The 21,898-nt window shown below is 55.2% G+C and carries 22 protein-coding genes and 1 pseudogene; 11 read left to right on the forward strand and 12 right to left on the reverse strand.

Annotation, left to right across the window (positions count from 1 at the left end):
• Positions 1 to 100: 100 nt before the first annotated feature.
• On the reverse strand, positions 101 to 1,564 hold the full coding sequence (locus AYW79_RS11530; RefSeq protein ID WP_067565975.1) for a phosphotransferase: 1,464 nt from the start codon (positions 1,562 to 1,564) through the stop codon (positions 101 to 103).
• A 136-nt stretch (positions 1,565 to 1,700) separates the two neighbouring features.
• On the opposite strand from AYW79_RS11530, the gene AYW79_RS11535 reads away from it, so the two are divergent.
• Together AYW79_RS11535 and trmL are read left to right on the forward strand one after the other, a co-directional pair.
• Positions 1,701 to 2,648 (forward strand): amidase domain-containing protein, encoded by a 948-nt coding sequence (locus AYW79_RS11535; RefSeq protein ID WP_179123158.1) that lies wholly within the window; start codon positions 1,701 to 1,703, stop codon positions 2,646 to 2,648.
• Between the two features lie 63 nt (positions 2,649 to 2,711).
• The gene (trmL, locus tag AYW79_RS11540; RefSeq protein ID WP_067565981.1) at positions 2,712 to 3,176 is read left to right on the forward strand and encodes a tRNA (uridine(34)/cytosine(34)/5-carboxymethylaminomethyluridine(34)-2'-O)-methyltransferase TrmL; all 465 of its coding nucleotides are present in this window, start codon (positions 2,712 to 2,714) and stop codon (positions 3,174 to 3,176) included.
• Here the strand turns inward: trmL and AYW79_RS11545 are convergent.
• Positions 3,169 to 3,750, reverse strand: a complete 582-nt coding sequence (locus AYW79_RS11545; protein WP_067565984.1) for a TetR/AcrR family transcriptional regulator — start codon at positions 3,748 to 3,750, stop codon at positions 3,169 to 3,171. The genes trmL and AYW79_RS11545 overlap by 8 nt on opposite strands.
• Before the next feature lie 179 nt (positions 3,751 to 3,929).
• On the opposite strand from AYW79_RS11545, the pseudogene AYW79_RS11550 reads away from it, so the two are divergent.
• Positions 3,930 to 4,805 (forward strand): annotated as a pseudogene (locus tag AYW79_RS11550) (protein prkA); the annotation flags it as partial.
• A gap of 40 nt (positions 4,806 to 4,845) precedes the next feature.
• On the opposite strand, the gene AYW79_RS11555 reads toward AYW79_RS11550, so the two are convergent.
• Positions 4,846 to 6,630, reverse strand: a complete 1,785-nt coding sequence (locus AYW79_RS11555; protein WP_067565987.1) for a glycosyl hydrolase family 18 protein — start codon at positions 6,628 to 6,630, stop codon at positions 4,846 to 4,848.
• A gap of 137 nt (positions 6,631 to 6,767) precedes the next feature.
• On the opposite strand from AYW79_RS11555, the gene AYW79_RS15610 reads away from it, so the two are divergent.
• The 4 genes from AYW79_RS15610 to AYW79_RS11570 all read left to right on the forward strand — a co-directional run bounded on the left by AYW79_RS15610 (position 6,768) and on the right by AYW79_RS11570 (position 10,092).
• On the forward strand, positions 6,768 to 6,986 hold the full coding sequence (locus AYW79_RS15610) for a hypothetical protein (RefSeq protein WP_156481851.1): 219 nt from the start codon (positions 6,768 to 6,770) through the stop codon (positions 6,984 to 6,986).
• Positions 6,919 to 8,562 (forward strand): recombinase family protein, encoded by a 1,644-nt coding sequence (locus AYW79_RS11560; protein WP_067565990.1) that lies wholly within the window; start codon positions 6,919 to 6,921, stop codon positions 8,560 to 8,562. The genes AYW79_RS15610 and AYW79_RS11560 overlap by 68 nt, the downstream gene beginning before the upstream one ends.
• 33 nt (positions 8,563 to 8,595) lie before the next feature.
• Positions 8,596 to 8,787: a hypothetical protein gene (locus AYW79_RS11565; RefSeq protein WP_067565993.1), complete on the forward strand. Its 192-nt coding sequence runs from the start codon at positions 8,596 to 8,598 to the stop codon at positions 8,785 to 8,787.
• A 126-nt stretch (positions 8,788 to 8,913) separates the two neighbouring features.
• Positions 8,914 to 10,092, forward strand: a complete 1,179-nt coding sequence (locus AYW79_RS11570; protein ID WP_067566029.1) for an MFS transporter — start codon at positions 8,914 to 8,916, stop codon at positions 10,090 to 10,092.
• Here the strand turns inward: AYW79_RS11570 and AYW79_RS15295 are convergent.
• Positions 9,974 to 10,702, reverse strand: coding sequence for a DUF2161 family putative PD-(D/E)XK-type phosphodiesterase (locus AYW79_RS15295; protein ID WP_082806723.1), 729 nt, complete (start codon positions 10,700 to 10,702; stop codon positions 9,974 to 9,976). The two genes, AYW79_RS11570 and AYW79_RS15295, sit on opposite strands and share 119 nt — an antisense overlap.
• Positions 10,699 to 11,334 (reverse strand): MBL fold metallo-hydrolase, encoded by a 636-nt coding sequence (locus AYW79_RS11575; RefSeq protein ID WP_067565996.1) that lies wholly within the window; start codon positions 11,332 to 11,334, stop codon positions 10,699 to 10,701. The genes AYW79_RS15295 and AYW79_RS11575 overlap by 4 nt, the downstream gene beginning before the upstream one ends.
• Positions 11,335 to 11,486: 152 nt before the next feature.
• Here AYW79_RS11575 and AYW79_RS11580 point away from each other — a divergent pair, with 152 nt between their 5' ends.
• Together AYW79_RS11580 and AYW79_RS11585 are read left to right on the forward strand one after the other, a co-directional pair.
• Entirely contained in the window at positions 11,487 to 13,193 is a 1,707-nt protein-coding gene (locus tag AYW79_RS11580; RefSeq protein ID WP_197460972.1) for a recombinase family protein, read from the forward strand.
• 87 nt (positions 13,194 to 13,280) lie between these two features.
• Positions 13,281 to 13,850 carry a DUF2087 domain-containing protein gene (locus AYW79_RS11585; RefSeq protein WP_067566003.1) on the forward strand — a complete coding sequence of 190 codons (570 nt, stop codon included), beginning with the start codon at positions 13,281 to 13,283 and terminating at the stop codon, positions 13,848 to 13,850.
• A 2-nt stretch (positions 13,851 to 13,852) separates the two neighbouring features.
• Here AYW79_RS11585 and AYW79_RS16275 read toward each other — a convergent pair whose 3' ends face one another.
• The gene (locus AYW79_RS16275; protein WP_269449063.1) at positions 13,853 to 13,975 is read right to left on the reverse strand and encodes a hypothetical protein; all 123 of its coding nucleotides are present in this window, start codon (positions 13,973 to 13,975) and stop codon (positions 13,853 to 13,855) included.
• Between the two features lie 263 nt (positions 13,976 to 14,238).
• Between AYW79_RS16275 and pepF the strand changes: the two genes are divergently transcribed.
• Entirely contained in the window at positions 14,239 to 16,059 is a 1,821-nt protein-coding gene (gene pepF / locus AYW79_RS11595) for an oligoendopeptidase F (protein ID WP_067566008.1), read from the forward strand.
• A 238-nt stretch (positions 16,060 to 16,297) separates the two neighbouring features.
• Here the strand turns inward: pepF and AYW79_RS11600 are convergent, their stop codons facing one another.
• The 5 genes from AYW79_RS11600 to AYW79_RS11620 all read right to left on the reverse strand — a co-directional run bounded on the left by AYW79_RS11600 (position 16,298) and on the right by AYW79_RS11620 (position 20,866).
• A complete protein-coding gene (locus AYW79_RS11600; RefSeq protein ID WP_067566011.1) occupies positions 16,298 to 16,900 on the reverse strand; it encodes a hypothetical protein in 603 nt (200 codons plus the stop codon).
• A gap of 749 nt (positions 16,901 to 17,649) precedes the next feature.
• Positions 17,650 to 17,865, reverse strand: coding sequence for a MobA/MobL family protein (locus AYW79_RS11605; protein WP_067566014.1), 216 nt, complete (start codon positions 17,863 to 17,865; stop codon positions 17,650 to 17,652).
• On the reverse strand, positions 17,831 to 18,940 hold the full coding sequence (locus AYW79_RS11610; RefSeq protein ID WP_067566016.1) for an IS4 family transposase: 1,110 nt from the start codon (positions 18,938 to 18,940) through the stop codon (positions 17,831 to 17,833). Before AYW79_RS11610 ends, AYW79_RS11605 begins: the two co-directional genes overlap by 35 nt.
• Positions 18,897 to 19,139 (reverse strand): hypothetical protein, encoded by a 243-nt coding sequence (locus AYW79_RS15880; RefSeq protein WP_197460974.1) that lies wholly within the window; start codon positions 19,137 to 19,139, stop codon positions 18,897 to 18,899. Before AYW79_RS15880 ends, AYW79_RS11610 begins: the two co-directional genes overlap by 44 nt.
• A gap of 608 nt (positions 19,140 to 19,747) precedes the next feature.
• Positions 19,748 to 20,866 carry a 5-methyltetrahydropteroyltriglutamate--homocysteine S-methyltransferase gene (locus AYW79_RS11620; protein ID WP_067566023.1) on the reverse strand — a complete coding sequence of 373 codons (1,119 nt, stop codon included), beginning with the start codon at positions 20,864 to 20,866 and terminating at the stop codon, positions 19,748 to 19,750.
• Between the two features lie 133 nt (positions 20,867 to 20,999).
• On the opposite strand from AYW79_RS11620, the gene AYW79_RS11625 reads away from it, so the two are divergent.
• The gene (locus tag AYW79_RS11625) at positions 21,000 to 21,647 is read left to right on the forward strand and encodes an MOSC domain-containing protein (RefSeq protein ID WP_067566026.1); all 648 of its coding nucleotides are present in this window, start codon (positions 21,000 to 21,002) and stop codon (positions 21,645 to 21,647) included.
• Positions 21,648 to 21,721: 74 nt separating this feature from the next.
• Here the strand turns inward: AYW79_RS11625 and AYW79_RS16405 are convergent, their stop codons facing one another.
• Positions 21,722 to 21,898, reverse strand: a complete 177-nt coding sequence (locus AYW79_RS16405; RefSeq protein ID WP_418251492.1) for a TrkA C-terminal domain-containing protein — start codon at positions 21,896 to 21,898, stop codon at positions 21,722 to 21,724.

Raw genomic sequence — 21,898 nt, forward strand, 5'->3', positions numbered from 1 at the left:
GCACCGTGGTGCGTCAAGCGTATGACGTCGAGACGGATGAGGGTGCGCGCTGCGAGATGGCGTGGGCACGCGAAGCGCCTGACGCAAAGGGCTAATCGTGTCAGGGGGCGGGAAGGCGCCGCGTGACTTGACGCGCGTACGTTTCAAGAAACGCATGGCGCTTTGGCTCCTCGTCGATGGCGCGCGTGAGCGTGGGTAGAGCGGCTACCCGCTGCGCTTCCGTCATTCGCTCATCGATCAGACTCGCAAGGATGCGATACAGTCGATGTGGGAAGGTTAGCAGCGCCTCAATCAACACATACTCGCCTTGGCTCAAAGGGCGGATGCGATTGTAGGCGAGCAGCGGTCCGACGGTGATCTCACTTGACCACATACCTTTGGCTTGCATCGCGCGACGCAAGAGATGAGCCAGATCAAGGGCGGGCGGTGCGTAGGTCATCCTGTCGAAGTCGATCAGTTGAGCGCGCCCTTCTGGATGGATGATCACATTGCGCGGCGTGACGTCAAGGTGACACAGCGCGCGCTGTTGGCGTGCGCGCTTTAGCGTATCCTGTGTGGCGGGAAGCGCAAACAGGGAGAGCGACTCTTGCGCGTGGGTCAGCGCAAAGCTGAGCGCCTCTTCTAAGCGTGCCTGAACGTCCTTTTCGAGATCGAGTGGTGGCGGATTTGCGCAAAACTGACGCAAAAAATTTGTCCGTTGTTCGAGCAAATCGTTTAATTGATACACAGCAGGTGGCTCGTATCCGGTGAGATGGATCTGCTGGCTCGCCTGGTGCAGTCGCGCGAGCGCTCGCGCGACTGCACCGACTTCGATCACGTTTTCGAACCGCGCAGTTTTCCCGTGCATCCATTGCGCCGCGTAGTAGCGTGCGCCGCGATCTGTGACAACCGGTTTTCCTGAGGGGGTTCGCAACAGTGTCGGAAGATTCAGGCCAGAGCGACTCAATTGGTCGAGACCATCCGCCATGAATGCGATTCTCTCAGGTTGCATGGCCGTTTTTTTGAGCGCATAGGCCGATCCGTCTGCCAGTTCCATGCGCCAAATGTTTGCGATTTGCGTCATGCGCACGATTTCCTGACCATACGCATCCGCCAGTGGTGACGTCAAAAGGCTATTTTCATCCCTGCGTCGGAGCGTCGCAACAAGTGTCGCATCAGATTTGCGCACCTCTGCACGTCGTGCTGAGGTGCCGACACTGGCTGTAACCGGGCGAGCAGTTTTGAATCCGCGCTGAGTGTGCAGCGCCTTCGGCCGCGGCTTGCTTGCCGGTTTTTGCTGTCGCTTCGGATGAAAATAGCGGTCCGCGATACGTTTCACGCGCTGTTCCGTCCCCCACATGCGCTTTTGTGAAAGCGGGTCCGTTGGGCTCTCGACATACGCGGTGCGCCAGGATGACGCATGGTGTTCCTCGGTGTCTTCGTCAGCGGATAGCCTTTCTTTGTCGGCGCTTTTTGGCGCAGAGCGAGGCGCCGTGCTCATTTTTGTGGGGCCTAGCATCGCGGGAGGTTTTGTCAATTCACGCCATAAACTTTTGATCCAGGGTGGGAGTTGCGATCTGTCCAATTCGCGTCCCTCCTCGTCGTGTTTCCTTATTGTATGTCGCGAGGCGGGCGACTGTCCCTGCGGAGTGAAGATCGGATTTTCAAGTTTTTGCAAACGCCAAGCGACCTGCGCATACGATGGTTCGGGGGTGACGCGAATGCGTGACGCAGTTCGTCAGACACAAACCTTTTTTCAGTTGCGCAACGATGCATGGGTGACCGGCCATCACGGAGCGCTTGAAGCGACTCACGGGATCACGAAAACACAGCTCGAAATGAAGAAACGCAAGAACATGCAAAGACAGCGTGGCGCGATCGATCGCAAGGCGATTGCGGATGTGCAGGTACTCGCTGTGACACGCGATGAATCTCAAGAAACCATCATCGTGGATGTGAGTGAACATCTTCGCATGGTCTATGAGCTTGAAGGGAAACTTCTTCACGAGCGACGCATCTACAAACACCGCTTGCATTGGCGAGGGGCGGAGCTTTATTGGCACGACCAGTTGCACGAGATCGATGACGGATTGGGTGTGGGGGATGCGTTCGAACCTGCGCCGGAAGCGGCAGACGATCTTGAGCGACACTTCGAGGAGCAGGCGCTGCGCGGGTTTCAGTATGATCGCACGCGCGCCTTTCAGTATGCGGAACGCTACTGGAATGAGCGCAACCCGGCGTATCACGACATGGGGGACGATTGTACAAATTTCATCTCGCAAGTGCTCTGTGCCGGAGGGTTTCCCATGATTGGCGGATCGCCCCGACGCGGGGAAGGGTGGTGGTACCGCCGATCAGCACACCCGGATTGGAGCTACTCGTGGGCGGTTGCCCACATGTTGGTCAGCGTACTCACGTCTGCAAAGAACCCGTTTCGCGTTAAATTGGTGAGCGATCCACGCGAGTTGCAGGTGGGTGACGTAATCGCTTACGATTGGAAAAACAGCGGCCGATTTACGCATACGACTGTTGTGGTGGACCATGACATCAGTGGCGCGCCGCTGATCGATGCGCATACGGTAGACAGCCACCGTCGCTATTTTTCCTACGAAGACAGTTATGCGTGGACACCCGAGACGCGCTATCTGCTGGTTCACTTTCTGGATTGAATTCGCTATGATGGGACAGGACCTTTTTGAACAATCATCGATAAAGAAAGGAAGGTATTTAGGTTGCACATTGTTTTATTTGAACCGCAAATTCCCCCAAATACCGGAAATATTGCGCGCACATGCGCTGCTACAGGAACGGTGCTTCACCTGGTCAAGCCGCTTGGCTTTCAGATTGATGATGCGGCGCTTCGCCGCGCTGGCTTGGACTATTGGAAATATGTCAATCTGACAACACATGAATCGCTTGAAGAGGTCCTCGCCATCGCCCAAAAAGAGGGTGCAAACACCTACTTCTTTACGAAGTTTGGCACAAAGACGTACAGTGACATCGCGTATCAATCGCAGGATTATCTGATCTTTGGAAAAGAGACCACGGGTCTACCAGATTTTGTTCGCGAGACGTATAAAGAGCAATTGGTGCGCATACCGATGGGACCTGTCATGCGTTCGCTCAATCTCTCGAACACGGTCGCGCTTGCACTGTATGAAGCGCTGCGCCAGCAGGCGTTTCCCGGGCTCACGTAATCTCCTTTGCGTGAAGCCCCCCGAGCGCGATCGCTTGCAGGGAGGGGGCGAGCGCGAGCAAGTCAACTGCCGGGTCGGCAAAGAGATGGTGCAGCGCTGTGATGCTCGTCGACCCGAATAAACTCCACGCGGCGACCTCCGCGTTCTCGACAGAAAAGATCTGTTCATCGACACCCTGCGCGATGACCTGCCGAATGGACTGAACATAATGCACGAGCATTCTCCGAAATTCGCGGTGCCTCGCTTCATCCCCCCATGTTTCGCGGAGAATAATGATGCAAAAGTCTCGATATTCTGTAAAGAAGGCGAGTTGTGCGCGCACGATTTCACGAATTTTTTCCGATGAGCTCATCTCTTCCGTAAGGTGGGAGAGTACCTTTTCGCGAAGCAGTTCGGTGCCTTCTTCCACGAGAAAGACAAACAGGTCCTCTTTGCTTTTAAAGTGGTAGTAGATGGTTCCCTTTGCCACACTGGCTTTTGCGGCGATCTCATCCATCGTAGCCTTTTCAAAGCCGCGCTCGGAAAAAACATCGACGGCGGCGCGAAAGATGAGACGTGTTTTCACTGAAGCCACTGCGTAAAGCCTCCCTTTTCATCGCCGTAGTAATCGGATTTTAAAAGAGCGGCGCAACGAGGCGGAACTCTTCGCATAAGAATAATATCACACCCTAAAAACGGTGTGGCCCTTCGTGACACTCTTGAGCCCGTATTATGATGCATGGGACCTAACCCGGAGAATAAGGGGGAAGACACGTGGACATCGTCAATCGCTTGAGCGCGTATCGCGCGAGGGAAGAGGAACTCTCATTTGAAGGGACGTTTCTCGACTATCTTGAGATCGTTCGCCGCGAGCCGAGTGTCGCGGTTTCGGCGCACACGCGGATCTATCAGATGATTGCAGCTTCTGGCATTGTAGAAGATGAGTCAGGACATAAACGGTACCCTTTCTTTGACGACGATATCTTTGGTCTTCATCTCGCGCTTGAGCGACTGGTCGAAGAGTATTTTCACTCTGCGGCAAAACGGCTTGATGTGCGCAAACGAATTCTGCTCTTGATGGGTCCGGTAAGCGGTGGCAAGTCCACCATCGTCACGCTGCTAAAACGCGGACTTGAGCGCTATTCGCGCACACCGGAAGGCGCCCTCTACGGGATCAAGGGTTGCCCGATGCATGAAGAGCCCCTCCACCTTGTGCCGCTTGAGTTGCGCCCCGAGATCGAGCGCGAACTTGGCGTTCGCATAGAAGGCAACCTCTGCCCCTCCTGTCGCCTGCGACTGCAGAGCGAGTTTGATGGAAGGATCGAAGATGTGATTGTGGAGCGCATTCTCCTCTCTGAGGATGAGCGTGTAGGGATCGGGACATTCAGTCCATCCGATCCCAAATCGCAGGACATCGCTGATCTGACAGGGAGCATTGACTTTTCTACCATCTCCGAGTACGGCTCGGAGAGCGATCCCCGGGCGTACCGTTTTGACGGGGAGTTGAACAAGGCGAACCGTGGACTCATGGAGTTTCAGGAGATGCTAAAATGCGATGAAAAATTTCTTTGGCATCTGTTGTCACTCACGCAAGAAGGTAACTTTAAGGCTGGCCGATTTGCGTTAATCTCCGCCGATGAAGTGGTGGTTTGACGCCTACAACATCTCCACACGGTCGCGCGTGCGCGACTCACCCCCTGAAGCCGGCTGCAGTGCCCGCGCCTGTCGCCCCGCGCGTGATCGCCTGATAAAACCCCGCATCCTCCGCGCCGACATGCCAGATGGCCAAACCTTTTAACCCATAATCCCGCACATACGAAGCGATGGTCGTGACGGTTGCATCGCTCGGATACCATACGGTGTGTTGAACGCCTTGTGAGCTGTAGCTGATCACGCGATTTTGCGATCTCGCGTCAATGTGATAGCCATACGTGTGCGCGAGTGCGTTCCCCTGGGGCATCGAGATCTCCGTCGTGCCGTTTGCCGACCAGTCATATCCGTAATCTGCCATGCCAAGGAGAATTTTGTTTGCAGGCATTTGCGTGAGCGCGTACTTGATCACCCAATCGTCATAGGTCGCATCCTCGACGGCACCCGGTTTGGTGTTCGGATTGTGCTCGTCATACGTAATCAGCATCACCATATCCGCGCTTTTAGCAATCGCCTGCCAGTTGTAGCCGTCTTGCAGCGCGCTCGCCTTCTCAGGCACGCAGACCATCAATTTTAAATGCACGGCGTGCGCCTTTTGCGCAAAAAGCGCCACAAATTGCGAGTATGCGGACGTATCGGTTGACGCGATGTTCTCAAAATCAAGTGTGATTCCAGAGAGGTGTTCGCGGGTGGCGATTTGAACCGCCTCGGAAGCGACTGCCAGTTCTCGATGTTTATCGCTCAGAAGTTGCGTGGCAAACGCCGTATCGGATTGATTCGTCACACTGTTGTAGTTGCCGATCACCATAAAACCGCGCGAGCCGATCGTCTGCGCGAGATTTGCGAGTCCTGAGCCGGCGGAAAACGGTGTGAGCAAGTCGTGTGTTTGATCGATCGCTTGTCGGGTCTTTGCGGCGCCCTTAGGAAAGAGCGAAATGAATGGATAGCCGACGATTCCGTAAGCGTTGACCTGTGAATGCAAAGCAACATCTGCACTTTTTTGCGCGTTTGTCTCAGGCCCCGCCGAAAACATATAAAGGTAGGGCGTCGTCACGGGAGGCAAAGGTGGTGTCACATAGTGAAGATCGGGACTGGGATGGGCAAAAAGCGCGTTCGCCTTTGCGATCGACACGGCGAATGCGGCGCGCGTCTCGAACCCGAACGGATGAAACTGCCCCCCATTGGCAGTCATGAGTCCCGTCCCGAGCATCGACTGGATGAGCATCTGTTGCTGCGCGGGAAGTGTTTGAATGTCGCTCAGTGAAAATGGCCGCAAATAACTGTATACGTCAATTCCGTAGAGTTTGGAGAGAAACTGCGCCAAGAAAAGACGAGGTGCAGCCGCGTTTGGGTTTGCTGTTCCGCTGTAGAGCCCGCGCGCTTTGGCCATTGCGAGATAGAATGCATTGCTCCCCTGTGGCGTCTCATTCGCAGGCAAACTGCGAAAAGACAGCGCGAGCGCCACCGCATCGCTGTAGGTTAGGAGGGCGTTCGGCTGAAAGGATGGATCGGCGCTGTCGGGTGGGAGCTGAGCGAGGCTGTGCAGCGCTCGCGCGCGGTAGAGCGGGCTTTTTAAGAGAAGAAGAAGATTGCTGCGCGCCGCGGCAAACGCTCGCAAATGGCTGTTTTCATAGACATTGGCAAGCCCCCACGCGGCGCCATACGGATCTGCCGCGCGATCGAGCGTGAAGGCGTGGATTGCACCTTGGTAATCGTGGTGACTGTATGCAAGCCATCCTTGCCCGTTGTAGGAGATGGCTTCCGTTGGCGTGGAGATCGATAGAACAAAAGACAGTGTTGCCGCGAGTGAAAGTATTTTTTTCATAGACGAGATAACCACCTATCGTGAAATCACGGATTCTATGACTGTCATTCTATCACATCCTGTGTCGCCGCTACGTGAAGGAATGTTGTTCGGATAGACAGGCTGCCGCTCATACACATGAAGGGGGAGGGGTGTGCATGACGTGGCAAGAATTCTCAATGCATCAGCCAACGCCGATTAAAACGTATCACGTGGATGGCTGCACCATGGCGCTTTATGAATGGGTTGAAAAGGATGGACGGATGCCTTCAGTGACGTCTGAAACAGCGCAAAAGGAGGGCGTACGCGGTGGACGTCGCGAATCTCGCGCATGTGAAACGAGCGGTGTGCTATCTGCGCAAGTCGCGCGAAGATGAGCAGGCGGAGCGCCGCGGAGAAGACACCCTGGCTGCGCAGCGCGCGATGATGGAGCGCGAGGTACTGGCGCGCTTTGCGTTCTCGTGTGACGTGTGCGAGGAGGTGGCGTCAGGGGATAGCATTCGGGAGCGCCCGGTGTTTCGCGCGTTGCTGTCGAAACTTGGCGTTGAGTACCAGGCGATTGTGGTCAAGGATCTGTCGCGACTGGGGCGAGGCAGTTATGCGGATATGGGTGTGGTCTATGACTTGATCCGCGATCGACAGATTCTGATTGTCACCATGGACGCGGTTTACCATCCGGCGAATCACTCCGATCTGATGATGATCCGCTTCTTTATGTTTATCTCGCGCGAGGAGTACGAAATGATCACGTGGCGAATGCGCGAGGGGAAGGCCAGTTTGTCGCGGCAAGGGAAGTGGGTCGCAGGTTCTGTGCCCTACGGGTATCGCTATGATCAGGAGCGCCGGGTGCTCGTTCCAGAACCGGATGAGGCGCAGGTTGTGCAAATGATCTTTTCACTTTATGTGGAGCAGGGACTTGGCGCGCGTGCGATTGCGGACACGCTGAAGTCGCTTGGAATCGCCTCGCCGCGCGGGCATGCAAATTGGCGACCTGGCGTGATTCAACGAATGCTGCAAAAAGAGGTTTATCGGGGCACACTTGAGTATCGAAAGACGAAGCGAAGCAAAGCAGATCAGCGGAGGATGGCGGCGCCACTCGCCGAGCGGATCATCGTGCCAAATGCGCATCCACCCTTGATTGCGGAGGCGCTGTGGGCGCGTGTCGCGCTGCGGCGTGACGCAAAACGCAAGGGGGCGGAGAGAGGCGACGCGCTACCTGCTGTCAACGAGGGGCTGCGCGAACTGACGCGTGTTGTGCGTTGCGGTTTGTGTGGTCACTTTATGCAGTATCAAATGAATCGGCGGGCGTATCGGCAAAAAAATGGTGTAGCGACAGAGCATAGAAACGAGTACCTGCGCTGTTTTCGCTGTCGCGTGGGGGTGCGCTATCGCATGGTTGAGCGGCAACTCCTCTGCGTGATGAGTGATGTGGGCGCGGCGCATCTTGTGGGAAATGAGGAGGGAACGAACGCCTCAGATGACGAGAAGGCATATGCAGGTGTTGGGCGCATGGAGATTGAACGGCGGGTGGCGGAGCGAAAAGTGGAGCTTGAGCGGCGAATGCGCCGCGCACGCGCGTATTTGCTGGATGGCACACTCGCAAAGGATGAGTATGAACAAGAAAAAAAGGGGGTGACGGACGCGCTGCTCGCACTGGAGCGGATAAACATCGCCGCTGGTGTCGAGCGTGCGACGGACGATGTAGCGAGTTGCTGTGATTTGGGTGAGAGTGCTTTGGCGAATTCATATGAAGCTCGTGTAGGCGCCGCGCCGCATGGTGCAACCCTGGCCGATGTGTATCGAGAAATGGCGTCGGAATGGGAGAAGAATCGCCTCCTCCACTCCGTCTTTCGCGGTGCGATTCTCCGTGTCATCGGGGATGGGCGTCCGCGTGATCCGTTTCATTTGGATTTGTATGTAGACCGCGCGATTCAGAATGCGCTCGTTTTGTAATGCGATAACCGCCGATGAAGTGGTGGTTATGCGATGAAACAAAACGGACGGGCGGATGGTGTAGACGCGTGTGACGATGCAACCTATCAGACCTTCAGTGAAGTAGAAGAGCGCTTCGAGATTGTGTGGCGACAAGAAGAGAACCCTGACTGGCAAGCGCTCGCGCTTCAGTGTGCGAGTCTTGTCCTTGTCGCTTTGAGAACCCCTCAGAAAGAGGAAACGTGAGCATCGTGGGGTCATCCTTACCGTCCTAAAAGCGGCGGGCGGGATGGCCCTTTGAGATGAACCATTTGAAGTAAAATCGTCCGTCGCGTGCATTCAGAAGACGCTGTCGCGTGGTATTCTATTCTCATGCGACATTTATGGACACTGCGAGCTTTTTATCTCTTAACGGGACTATCAGGCGGTTTTTTTGGGCCGTATCTCTCTCTACTGCTTGAGCGCGACGGCTTTTCCAGCAGTGCGATTGGCGGCGCCATGTCGCTCGCGATGGTGATTGCGATCGTTGTGCAACCACTTTTTGGACTGCTGGTCGATCGCTTTCACGCGACGCGCACGACACTTGCGTTGACATTTCTTGTTCCGGCGATCTTCGCGTTTCTATACGATCAACAAAACTTTTTATTGATCGTATCGGTCTATGCACTCTCGACGCTCTTCTCTGCGCCGCAAGCGCCGATTGCAGACGCGTATGCGGTCGGTTTGGCGCGCGCGTACGGAACAACCTATGGAACGATTCGCAGTTTCGGCAGCATGGGGTACGCGCTTGGCGGTTATGCGGGAGGGTTATACCTTGAACACCTTTCGATTCATCTGCTCTGGCTGCCGTACGCGTTGCTCTGCGTGATTGGCGGCGCGATCGCTTTTTTCTTGCCGCGCGAAAAGCCGTCCTCCGTCGTGCGCGGCAGCATTCGTCAAGGGATGTCAACACTGCTCAAAAATCCGCGGTTCGTTCTCTTTTTGCTCGGTGGATTTCTGATCAGTGAGACGCTGACCGCGTTTAACACGTATTTTGTGCTAGCGTTTCACGAGATTGGCGGTTCGTTTGCGGACACGGGTATCGCGCTGTTTATCGCATCCCTGACAAACGTCCCGGCGATGCTTATTGCCGCTCGTGTCATTCGGCGCGTCGGACGCGAGAAAACTATGCTGATCGCTGCGACGGCGTATGTTGTGCGCTGGGGCGTACAGGTTCTGATCCCGATTCCGTCGGTTGCGATTGCCATTCAAGTCCTGCACGGCATTTCGTTTGGCTTCTTTTATGTTGCGGCAGTTGGGTTCGTCGCGCAGACTACGACGAGAGAACTGCAGGCGACGGGACAGAGCATTTTTGGCATGGTCTGCAACGGTCTCGCGGGCATCGGGGGAAACCTCGTCAACGGTTTTTTACTGCGCGCGGGAGGCCCGACGCTTATGTACGCGGTGTGCGCGATCGCGGCGCTTTTTGGCGCGGTGTGTTTTCTTCTGGTAATGCGGGTAAAGGATGCGGCTGTGGATACGACGAAAGCGCTGCTCGACCTGTCTCCGTGAGTTGATAGCGCCCGCGCGCGCTGCGCGCAAACCAGGTGTACGGGTTGCGATAGAGGATTGCGCCGGATCGCTCCACGCCTGATTTTGACCGCACATCGGCGACGGACGCGTCCTCCACGTCAGCCAAGACTTTTGCGATGCGCAGGGCATCTTCGCGATACGCAGTCATCAATTTTGTGCGCGTGCTTCCACCGATGTTGTAGGAGAGCGAGCGACCGCTTGCTTCGCGCACGATGCCTGCGCGCTTTTGTTTGTTCTTGCGCGTCACGTGCGCTTCTGGCTCGGTGTGCGTCGCGAGGTTTCCCGTCGCGATGTCGACGGTGATGAGCCCCAAACCAAGCCTCTTCATGACGCGCGTCGCCCCGCGAAACGTTTTGTACGCGCGCCGCCCCTTTGGCGCCGGGACGCCGACGTAGACGCCGTCACTCTGCGCCTGGCGGGCGGTTGCCTGAATGAGCACAGTCATGTTGAGCGATGTCTTCAGTTCAATGACGAGGACTTCATCGTCGCGCAGCGCAACCATATCGCAATCGTTGACTTCCGCCTGCACCTGATACCCTTGTTTGGCGAAGTGCGCGCGGATCGGTTCGTAGAGGTCGGTCTCTCTCACTTTCCCGTCATGCCTTCCCACAAGTTTCCGCGCGCAACCGGTTCGCCGTGCGCTGGGCAAACCCAGGCGAATTCACGCATCCCCACATCGCGAATGGAGCGGTCAAGCAGCGGCTTGTTCCAGGCGAGAAAGGTCGGTGATGGACGGAGTTTGCCTTTGCGCGTCATCACGAGATCGCCCGCGAGCAGCACATCGCGATAGAGCAGGCAGACGTGTCCCTCCGTGTGCCCGGGCGCTGGCAGGACTTCCATTCCACCAATGACTCGCCCTGCCTCGTAAGAGCGATCGACGGCCGGTCGATCTACCCGCATGAGTCGCGAGATGATACCGCGAATGCCTTGCGCCCGCGTCTCGCCGTGAATGTACGGGATTTCTGCGCCGGGCGCCCACAGCGTTGCGCCAGACGCTTCTTTGAGCGCTTTGGCGTTGCCGATGTGATCGACGTCCTGATGGGTTAGGAGGATGTGAGCGATGTCGGTTGGCTTCATGCCGAGTTGCGCGAGCGCCTTCACCACATCCTCTGCTTTGCCAGGCATCCCCGTGTCGATCAGGACAGGCTCTTCACCGAGGATCAGGTAGACATAACTTCCTTTCATCGCCTCTAAGAGATGGACGCCTTTGGTCAGTTCCATGTTCGTTTCACACCCTGTTTTGTAAAAGATGGATTGCGCGTATTTGCGGGAGCCGGATCATAAACATTCGTGATGGATGCGGCGGATCGTTGTACCTATCGCAAAGCGTACGGTACACGACTTTATTCTGCAAGATGGGGAGGGGTATGCGCGTGAGTGAATCCTATCCTTTTTCACGTGTCATCAACTATCTGAGGCGTTCGCGGCAAGATGTGGAGCGTGAGCGGCGAACGGGTGAAGATACGCTCTCGGAGCAGAAGCTCTTGATGGCGCGCGTGCTCGAAAAGTACGAGGTGCGTTATGACCAGGTGGAAGAGATCGGATCGGGTGACAAGATCGATACGCGTCCAGTCTTTCGCGATGTGTTGTTGAAGTTAGAAAATGGCGCGTATGACGCCATCGCTGTGAAAGAATTGTCGCGGTTGGGACGCGGATCCTATACGGATATGGGGCGCATTTACGATTTGTTGCGGAACTTGCGTCTCTACGTGATTACACCGTGGCGCATCTATGATCCACTTAATTCGAGTGACGCGCGTCACATCCGCTTTGAGCTGTTTTTATCGCGCGAGGAGTTTGAGACGACGCGCGAACGGTTGATGGGCGCACGCTACAATTACGCACTTCAGGGAAAGTGGATGGCGGGATCAACGCCGTATGGATACCGCGTCGATCCGGTCAGTCAGAAATTGATCGTGCATGAGGAAGAGGCAGAGGTGGTGCGTTATATCTTTGCACTGGCGCGCGGTGGAGACGGGCAGGCGCCACTGAGCGCCTATGGCATCGCGAAGCGGTTGAACAAGCTTGGCGTCGCAACGCCGCGCCGCCTGCGAACGTGGCATCCGGCGGTGATTGACCGCATGTTGCGAAAGGCGATTTATCGTGGGGATCTCACCTTTCATGTGACGAAACGGGTGGGGGGAAGACGGGTGATCCGCCCGCGCGAAGAGTGGATCGTCGTGCCGGGCGCACACGAGGCGATCGCGGCGGACGACGGGGGAGCGGCCGCGCGAGCGGCGCAGGGACTTGGCGGTGGTGGAACGGATGCACCTGAAACGGCGGTGGAGGCGGAGTCTGGGGACGTGCATGCGTCTGAAACGGTGGGAGATCGCCCGCTTTGGCGCAAGACTGTATTGACGGATGATGAGTGCGACGCGCTGTCTGGTTTGCTTTTGTGTGGGCGCTGTGGCGGGCGGATGCAAAGACGTGTGAGTAAACGCCACTATACATGCAGCGATGGTGCGCGCCGCATGTATCGGAGTGTCATGCTTCGCTGTAAGACGAGGGACTGCCTCAGCCTTTCTTATGCGGAGGTCGAGGCGAAGATTGTCGCGGCGATTGCGATGCTGCCGCTTGGCGACCTGCGTGCCGCACTTTCGCGCGCCCGGTGTTTGCCTTTAAATGGTGTGTCTCACGCGTTGCACGATACGCATCGCGCTGCGCTGCTGGCGCGGCAAATGCGGCATCTTGAGGCGCGCCGGGCGCGGATCTACGCGTCTTATGAAGAGGGGGTTTACAGCGCGGAAGAGTTTCGGCGCAGGCGCGCGATGATGGATGAAGAGATCGCGGGACTCGCTGCGCGCATGGATGACGATAAAAAAGACATGTACGCGGTAGGGGATTGCGACACGGATGGACGGGGCGTATCGCTGTGCGCGGATGGGGGCATGGGTAAAAATCAGCCTGAAGCTTGGGTTGAGTGTGACACGTGGGGTGGTGTATATCAGAGTCTTCCAGTGGCTTTTAGGCGGGAGATGCTGTGTGTGCTGTTTTCGGAGATGGTGTTGATTCCAAGCGCGCGAACGGCGCGGATGCAAACGGCGAAACTGCGATTGGTTGTGCGCGCGGTTGTGGAGTGAGGCATACCGCGTCTTGACTTTCAATTCGATGTATATCTATATTTATATCAATCGAAATTAAAAACGAAACCGCGGGAGTGATCGGCCATGACGAGTGAAGACCATTCGATGCTTGTGCAATTTCTCAAGGTTCTCGCGGACGAGAGCCGCTTGCGCATTCTCGGCATTCTGACGAGTCGCGGGGCGAGTGTCGAGGAGTTGGCGGCCGCGCTTTCTCTAAAACCGCCAACCATCTCGCATCATCTCACGCGGCTGCGCGAACTGGGGCTCGTGCGCATGCGCCCGGAAGGGACGGTCCATGTGTATGAATTTAACGTGGAGGCATTGCAGCGTGTCAACCTCCTGTTGAAACCGGAGAAGCTCGCGCAAATGGCGAATGTGGAAGGGGATGCATGGGAGCGCAAAGTGCTGCGTGACTTTTTGAACGGTGAAGAGGTAAAGGAGATTCCAGCGAGCCGCAAGAAACGCGCCGTGATTCTTTCGTGGCTTGTCGAAAAGTTTGACGTGGAAACGCGCTACGCAGAGGCGGACGTCAACGCGATCATCAAGCGTCACCACCCGGACGCTGCCACACTGCGTCGCGAGTTGATCGCGACACACTTGATGGAACGCGAAAACGCGGTGTATTGGCGCACGCCGCAAAAGCAGAATCTCTGATGTTAGAACTCGTGATCGTTTAGAAAGATCCGAATGACAATCACCGCGAGAATGATTGCGATGATAAAAACTGCGACTGTGCCAAATAAAAAGAAGATGCTTGTAGGCCCAAGTCCTTCGATCATTTTTGTAGCGCCGCCTTTTGAGAGAAATCCAAGATGAAACATAGAGGTCATTAGTGAATGGATACTCCAACTATACCACGAGAGTGTTGCGAGAAAAATGACAAATTTAACTCGTCGATTGCGGATAACGTTGTCAGATTCGTTGTATAGTTGGAGTACGAGCGTAAACATGAAATGGGTTGATGTATTTACAGCTCATCTTTCGGTTTGCGAAGGTTACGTGCGTTTATCGTCTGTACACACCAGGATTTGGGGGGATACCTATGCATCGCGTGAAACGATCGGATGTACCGCTGCAAGAAATGTGGGATCTCACCGATTTGTTCGAGTCGCACGCGGCGTGGGAGGCAGAACTTGACGCGATTCGCGCTGCCCTGCCGTCTGTGACGAAGTACCATGGTCAATTGGCCGAAGGAGCAGAAGGGCTCGCAGCGTGTCTGGAAGCGCGTGAGGCCCTGCAGATCCGGATGAACCGTGTCGCATCCTACGCGACATTCCGTCTGTCTACGGATAGCCTCGAACCAAATCATCAAGCGGATGCTGCGCGTGTCGCGACGCTCGATACGGAATGCTCAACGAAAACGGCGTTTATCCAGTCTGAGGTGCTGGCCCTGCCGGACGGAACCGTCGAATCGTGGATTGCGGGCGACGCGACGCTCCACGCGTTTCGGCACACCCTTCGCAATTGGCTTGAAAAAAGGCCATATCGCTTAACGGCCGAGGTTGAGTCGGCACTTCTTGGCCTCAGCCAAACACTGAGCGCGCCCCAGCGCATCTATACGCTGTCAAAAGGCGCGGACATGAGGTTTGACCAGGCTTTGGACAAGGATGGTCAGGCTCATCCGGTGCACGATGGTGGTTCGCAACTCTCCCCTGATCCGATCTTGCGCCGCAATGCGTACGCATCCTTTACGCAGGGGCTTCGCGCCTACCGAACGACCTACGCGGCGACGTTCGCTACAGAAGTAGAAAAGAACGTGACGCTCGCAAAAATGCGCGGCTATGACTCGGCCACACAGATGCTGCTGCATCCGCACAAAGTGGAAGAGTCTGTCTATCACAGCATTCACGATGTGATCCGCACAGAACTCGCGCCACATATGCGGCGATATCAAAGGATGAGACAGCGGCTTCTCGGCCTCGACAAAATGCTTTATTGCGATCTCACGGTGCAGCTTCCCGACGGGCCGACCGTCACCTATGAGCAGGGGCGGATGTGGATTTTAGACGCGCTCCAGGTCCTTGGCGAAGAGTACCACGAGATCATCCGCCGCGCCTTTACCGAGCGCTGGATCGATCGTTCAGATAACCTTGGCAAACGTTCTGGCGCGTTTTGCAACACGGTCTACGGCGTGCATTCCTATGTGTTTATGACGTGGGAGAACCACACCCGCGCTGTGTTTACGCTGGCGCATGAGTTGGGCCACGCGGGTCACCTCTCGCTCGCCGCAAAATACCAGAAACAAAGCAACAGCCGACCGCCGATGTCCTTTATTGAGTCACCGTCCACCATGAACGAACTGTTGCTCGCGCAGCACCTCTTGAAACAGTCGGATGACAAGCGCATGCGTCGCAGTGTCATCGCCGGGCTCATGGGCACATACCACCACAACTTTGTCAATCATCTGCTGGAGGGCGAACTCCAGCGCAGGATGTATCAGATTGCAGAGAAAAGGACACCGATCACGGAGCAGACACTGACGCGCGTGAAAGGGGAGATTCTGGCGGAGTTTTGGGGTGACACGGTCGAGATCGATGAAGGGGCGGCACTGACGTGGATGCGCCAACCGCACTATTACATGGGGCTCTATCCATACACGTACGCCCTCGGACTGTCCATCTCAACGGCCGCCGCACAGGCCATCGAGTCGCAGGGTGAGCCCGCGATCAAGCGCTGGATCGACGTACTCAAGGCGGGCGGCACAAAAACGCCGGCGGAGCTCGCCGGGATGGCGGGGGCAGATATCACAAACCCGGATGTGATTCGCAGCGCTGTCGCCTACGTCGGAACATTGGTGGACGCGTTCGAAGCGACGCTTGACGAATATCGCGACAAGCCCGCCGTTCAGGGCGGGGAAGGATAACGCAGGCGGCATAACCGTCTTTCCTTGCTTAGAGGGCGCTAGTTGTTGTTCGATGTATTGGCGCATGAAGCTGACTCGCCTTTGAAGGACGCCGGGCTCAGAACGACATTGTGATCGCTGCTCTTCAAAAATATCTGGCGAAACAGCCTCATTCGTGAGGCTGTTTTTTTGTCTCTTAAACCGTTAAATTTACTCTCGATCTAACTGCCGTCTCAGAATCTCCTCGTTGGCTAGAAACTCAAACAAACGCTTGCGGAGTCATCCAGTCAAGGCGCCAGAAATCGCTGGGGTGAACAACGCCCCAACCGTCAGGCGCCTGGTAACGCATTATCCGGATGTCCTGACAAAAAACGAGATCCCAGTGCCAGCGTCCGGGAGCCATCTCTTGTAAATTGTTATAAACTAGTTGCTGGCGGTTCCCGACCGCCGACTCCAACGCCATTTTCCCTCCTACGTAGGGATACAGCCACCATCCCCAGAACATAGGCCATACCATCGCCACCGCTTGGCGAAGCTCCGGATAGGGATCTAGGGATGATGGCAACCCCTGGTGCATCCATTCTTCGTCAGGAATTTCAAGATTTCCCGTAACAACGTTATAACGTTCGTTGACCAGGTCGTCCCACCAGCGGGGCCACTGATATGCGGCATCCATAAAAGTTTCGGTGTCGACGGTACCGCGAAATCCGCTTTCATGATACGGCCAGTGGTATTGTACGCCCACATGGTATCCGGCATAAGAGGTGAGGCCCGCCGCATGTTGCACGAAACACGCTGAATTTAGCATAGTGGGGGCTGACACCATCATAATACGGTCATCCGATGAGTTGGGTCGTTCCACGGGATCCTCCCTAATTAGCATCTGCCGTTAGAGTGTAGTAGCTTTCGTCGATGTAGGAATAAGCGTGCAAGTAGCTCCACTATCGAGTGTCACTGTGCCGGTTAAAGTACCCGTATAAGTAGTTTTAGACCTCAACCCAGAGAACGTGAATTGCCCACTCGCCGTGGCAGAGAAAATTGGCCCCGGTCCATCGTAGCTTTCAGATTTCCCGTTGTTCAGGGTCACCGTGACGTGTTCATATACAATGTTTCCCTGCGTGGAAACCAGCTGGTAGTTGGCGTCGATCGCTGATCTACTACCACCATTGAACATAGTCAGGCTCGCGCTACCACAACTACCATACGAAGTCGTTAAAGGCGAGATGCCAGATGACGCTATGACCATCTGCGTGGTTCCTGTTGAGCTACTAGAGCCAACAACAGGATTTGAGGCGGCATATGCTGGTCCAGCCAACATTGCTAGCCCTAGCCCCAGCGTACTAGCGACCACGACCACCTTTTGCATCCATCAGTGTGTCATATTTCTCATCTTCTAAGATGACATTTGGGAGGGTGTGTATCCCTTCCTACTAACCAAAATTCTATAGTGCTATTAATTTTTCCTCTTTTTAGCTGTCCGAAAAATCACTCGAGTTAAAGCAACTCAATTAGACCAACCCTACGTGTCTAGGATCTTGATCGTATCATCATGCCGATGAAAGAAAATATCGGAAGTTGCACTAAAAGACAGGGGTTTGTCCTCCCGATGGCTTATTCCACAAACGCGCACAAATCCTGCACCCAGTCGGTCGCGTTCGTTGGCGCGAGAATGAACGTTTCAACTTCCCCGCGTTGACGTGAGTAATCATGCACGAGACCAGTTCGCTCGTCTTCGATGCGTTCATGCGCCCGATAGGCGGCTGCTGCCACGGCCGATCGACCCGCACTGCGCCTAATGATTTGCGCCGAAAGGTGATAAATCGTCATGGTGACATCGCCTCTTTTGCTCTATGGCTTGGGAGAGAAGAGTCAATAGTCGATGGATGATTTCCGCGTTACGTACGTCGGACATTTCGTCGCAGAGTTCTAGAAATAATCGTCCAAGCGTGCGGGGATCCTGTTCGTTGCGCGTTTTGACAGCCAGGTAGATGTATCGTGCGAAGACGATGGATGTGTGCGCGATCATCGAATCGTAGGATCGCCCTTGTAACTCTTTGGCCAATCGTAGGTGAGACTTCACCATTTTGAAGAACACTTCAATATCCCATCGCTTCCCGTATAGGCGCACCACCTCCTCGTCGGCCATGGTAGTATCGGTGCACAGCAACGCCAGCCACTGCTTGGATCGTTGACGGTCACGGACGAAGACGATTTTGGCTTGTACCTCTTTGCCATTCTCATCGTTTCCGATTCCTACCACAACCGAGGCCAGGATCTTGGCACGTCCCCGGCGCTTGGTCAACAACCCATACAACTGCGGCAGGGTCACTTTTTTTCCGTCGTAGAGATAATGAAGCGTTTTGAGTGCTTTGAGCATGCAAATGACGGTCATCTTGTGCTGGACGGCTCGCAGGATCGTGGAAGGAAATGTGAACCAACTGTCAAACAACAGCACGCGTGTCTGGATGCCCATGGCTTGCGCCTGTTCCAAGAGTTCGAATAGCGTCACCGTCGCTTTGCTCATGCTCTCCCGTCGCCTGTGATACCCCGACGTTCTGCGATCCACACTCGGATTTGCCTCTTGTATGCGGTTTTCCACCTTTTCGGAGCTGAGCAACGAGAAGGCGAGAGGAACAAAGGAGTTGCCGTCTGACCAGCCTAGCGTCAACATGCGAAATCCCTTCACAAAACGATGGGCGGCATGATCGAATACCCGAGCAGCAAGTTCCACCTTCTTGCTGCGGTTGCGGCTATACAGCGAGTCATCGACAATGAGGACATCGACGCGATCTTCGGAGGTCAAGGCTTTCATCCGAGCGATCACGGCCGAGCTCAGAAGCAGGAGAAAGCGCCGCGAATTAGGGGTGGACGCGATACACCGTGTCCTTTTTGAAACCGGCATTGCGCTCCTTCTCCAGGTTCCAGGAAAGGTCACGTCCAAAGAAGACGAGGGCAAAGAGAAACTGAAACAGGCGGAGGGCAGGCACCCCTGCTTTCTTGGTGATCCGAGACTTCGAAAGAATCGAGGCAAGACGGTACTCGGAAAAGAAGGTCAAGGCGGATGCAGGGATTTGATTGGGAGATGGGTTTTCGCGTACCATGTAAGAAACACACTCACTTTCGGTAAATTGGTTGTCTCAGCAACACCATTTTACCAGAGTAGAGGGTGTTTTTCTTTTATATAACGACGCACATCCCAGACAGGGCGCGGGATAACGCGCTATTTTCGGGTGTGAAACTTGAGTAATTTCATAATGGCGCTATAGCTTCTATATATGAAAGTTTCAGGTCTGTAATGTTATTATGAGTATTAGGGGGATTGTATGACACTTAAAAATACAGATCACAGATCGATTATAATTATTCAATTTACCGCATATTTAATATTTAGTTATATTGTTGGGGGAATAAACCAGGTTAGAAATATCTATTTTGCAGTTGTGTTGATACCCGTTTTGGTTCCTGTTATTTTTACAACTGTCTACTTTTATGCGTCGGGATACATTACAAAGATTGCATTTTCCGTTCTATGTGTCATTACAACAATTGCTCTGGTCTATTTCGATCTTTGGGTAGCGCCAATATGGTTTCGTGTCATGGTCTAATTTTGGCCACGCCTCCGTTTAGTGTGGTGCTGTATGTGCAGCGTCACTCCAAGTACATGAGACCTCGCTTGTCGTCCAAGCGAGGTCTCATCGTATCTGCAAACCTACTTCCACACATCCTCTGCGATTTTGACCACGTGCCGCAGTTTTGCCCACTGCTGCTCCTCGCTGAGCAGGTTGCCTTCTTCCGTCGAGGCAAACCCGCACTGGGGGCTGAGGCACAGTTGGTTCATCGGCACGTAGCGCGCAGCTTCGTCGATGCGCCGCTTGATCGTGTCAGGGTCTTCAAGCTCTCCGAATTTCGATGTGACAAGACCCAACACCATGCGCAGATCAGGCCGCTTCACAAAGCGCAATGGCTCAAAACCGCCTGCTCGCTCGCTGTCATACTCAAGAAAGAAGCCGTCGATGTTCAGCCCGCCAAAGAGCATCTCGGCGACCGGCTCGTACCCGCCTGAGGCGATCCACGTCGAGCGGAAGTTGCCGCGGCAGATGTGCATCGTGATCGTGAGATCATCTGGGCGATCCGCAACCGCCGCATTGATCGTCTGCGCATAAAGGCGCTTCAATTGCTCGGGGTCCTGTCCCTTCGTGCGGAGCTCTGCCACTTGTTCAGTCGAACAGAAATAGGCCCACGAGGTGTCATCCAACTGTAGATAGCGGCAACCTGCATCGTAAAATGCGCGAATCGCCTGCTTGTAAGCCTGCGCGAGATCGTGGAAAAACAGCGCAGTGTCATCATAGGCGGGATGGTCGATCGTGCCGCGAAAATGCAGCATGCTCGGACTGGGGATGGTCATCTTCGCGGTGGCATCCCCGGTGAGACTCTTTAAAAACGCAAAGTGTTCGAGCATCGGATGGTGGGTGAACCCCAATTTTCCAGTTACGCGAATGCCGCGCGAACCCGTTTGCACCTGATGAAACTGGATGCCGTGGTCTGCCTCAAACGGTTCAACGCCGTCCAACCCCTCAAGAAAATCAAAGTGCCACCAGGCGCGGCGAAACTCGCCGTCTGTGACGCTCTGCAGCCCGATCTCCTTTTGAATCGCAACGATGCGCTGAATCTCTTCATCTTCGATCTGACGCAGCTGATCTGCAGACATCACGCCTGTGGCCTTCATGGCGCGCGCCTGTTTCAGCCGCTCTGGGCGCAGCAGGCTGCCGACCTGATCGGCGCGAAAAGGGGGTGACAGGCGCTCTGATGCGTGTGATGATAGGGTCATAGAAAATCGCCTTCTTTCTCGTCAACGTGATGCGCGACAGAGCAACTGTCTGCGCTTTCTATGGTTGACGATACATGAAGATGCATTTTGAGACAAATGGGAAGGATTTTGAAAGGTGAAGGAGTGAAATCGCGTGCGAGTCATCGCGATCCAGCAAGGCCGTGTGCAGAGCAGGCGGCGATTGTTCGACGGTAGTGTGTTTGAAAGCGCGTATGAAAAGCTGCCTGCAGCGGGTCCTGTGCGAATCAGTGACACGGGGGTGGGGTATGACGCGCAGGGTGATCTCGTGCGGCACGGCGGGCCGGATCGTGCAACGCTGATGTACGCGAGCGCTCACTATGACCGTTTTGAAGAAGAGTATGGCATGCGCTTGCCGTACGGGTCATTCGCTGAAAACCTGACCGTGAGCGGGATTGACGAAGTGACCGTCGCGATTGGCGACGTGTTTCGCGTGGGAGAGGCGCTTCTCGAAGTCTCTGAACCGCGCATCCCGTGTTGGAAAATCACGGAGCATACAGGTGTAAAGACGCTGTCGGAGCGCGTTCAACAAACGGGGCGCATCGGCTTTTTCCTGCGCACGTTGCGCGCCGGCGAAGTGCAGACAAACGATCCCCTTGTGCGCATCGACCGCCCGCATGACGAATTCATCGTAAGCGACGTGTATCGCCTGCTCATTCGTCCGCGGCTTACGCAGGAAGAGGCACACTGGCTGCTTGCGTGTACAAAGCTGTCGCGCAAACACCGTGAGCGCATCGCGCAAAAGTGGGCGATTGACGCGTGACTGCGCGCGGTTTTAGCGGAGATGGCGCCGTGCCAGCGTGTCGAGGTCGATCCATTTTGGCATGCACTGACATATCATTTCTGTGGGGTTGAGGATGGCCGAAAGCGCAGAGTTTCCCCTGAGAGCATGAGCCGCACCGCTTCGATTACTGTGGTGTCGCCGATGACCTGGAGCGTGTCGAATCGCTCAAGGCGGGTGGTTCCGCGCGGAACGAGTACCTCTTCATTGCGCTTGACCGAGACGATCAGCAC

This window comes from Ferroacidibacillus organovorans (assembly GCF_001642725.1).
Classification (GTDB): Bacteria; Bacillota; Bacilli; order Alicyclobacillales; family SLC66; genus Ferroacidibacillus; species Ferroacidibacillus organovorans.

What these genes read in the sequence shown, in the direction of transcription:
- AYW79_RS11575 (WP_067565996.1), bottom strand. Translation starts at nt 11,334, where the DNA reads ATGGAACTGACCAAAGGCGTCCATCTCTTAGAGGCGATGAAAGGAAGT.
- AYW79_RS15610 (WP_156481851.1), top strand. Translation starts at nt 6,768, where the DNA reads ATGACGTGGCAAGAATTCTCAATGCATCAGCCAACGCCGATTAAAACG.
- AYW79_RS11620 (WP_067566023.1), bottom strand. Translation starts at nt 20,866, where the DNA reads ATGACCCTATCATCACACGCATCAGAGCGCCTGTCACCCCCTTTTCGC.
- AYW79_RS15880 (WP_197460974.1), bottom strand. Translation starts at nt 19,139, where the DNA reads ATGGTACGCGAAAACCCATCTCCCAATCAAATCCCTGCATCCGCCTTG.
- AYW79_RS11555 (WP_067565987.1), bottom strand. Translation starts at nt 6,630, where the DNA reads ATGAAAAAAATACTTTCACTCGCGGCAACACTGTCTTTTGTTCTATCG.
- AYW79_RS11610 (WP_067566016.1), bottom strand. Translation starts at nt 18,940, where the DNA reads ATGCCGGTTTCAAAAAGGACACGGTGTATCGCGTCCACCCCTAATTCG.
- AYW79_RS11570 (WP_067566029.1), top strand. Translation starts at nt 8,914, where the DNA reads ATGCGACATTTATGGACACTGCGAGCTTTTTATCTCTTAACGGGACTA.
- AYW79_RS11565 (WP_067565993.1), top strand. Translation starts at nt 8,596, where the DNA reads ATGAAACAAAACGGACGGGCGGATGGTGTAGACGCGTGTGACGATGCA.
- AYW79_RS11605 (WP_067566014.1), bottom strand. Translation starts at nt 17,865, where the DNA reads ATGACGATTTATCACCTTTCGGCGCAAATCATTAGGCGCAGTGCGGGT.
- AYW79_RS11535 (WP_179123158.1), top strand. Translation starts at nt 1,701, where the DNA reads ATGCGTGACGCAGTTCGTCAGACACAAACCTTTTTTCAGTTGCGCAAC.
- AYW79_RS16275 (WP_269449063.1), bottom strand. Translation starts at nt 13,975, where the DNA reads ATGATCGAAGGACTTGGGCCTACAAGCATCTTCTTTTTATTTGGCACA.
- AYW79_RS11585 (WP_067566003.1), top strand. Translation starts at nt 13,281, where the DNA reads ATGACGAGTGAAGACCATTCGATGCTTGTGCAATTTCTCAAGGTTCTC.
- pepF (WP_067566008.1), top strand. Translation starts at nt 14,239, where the DNA reads ATGCATCGCGTGAAACGATCGGATGTACCGCTGCAAGAAATGTGGGAT.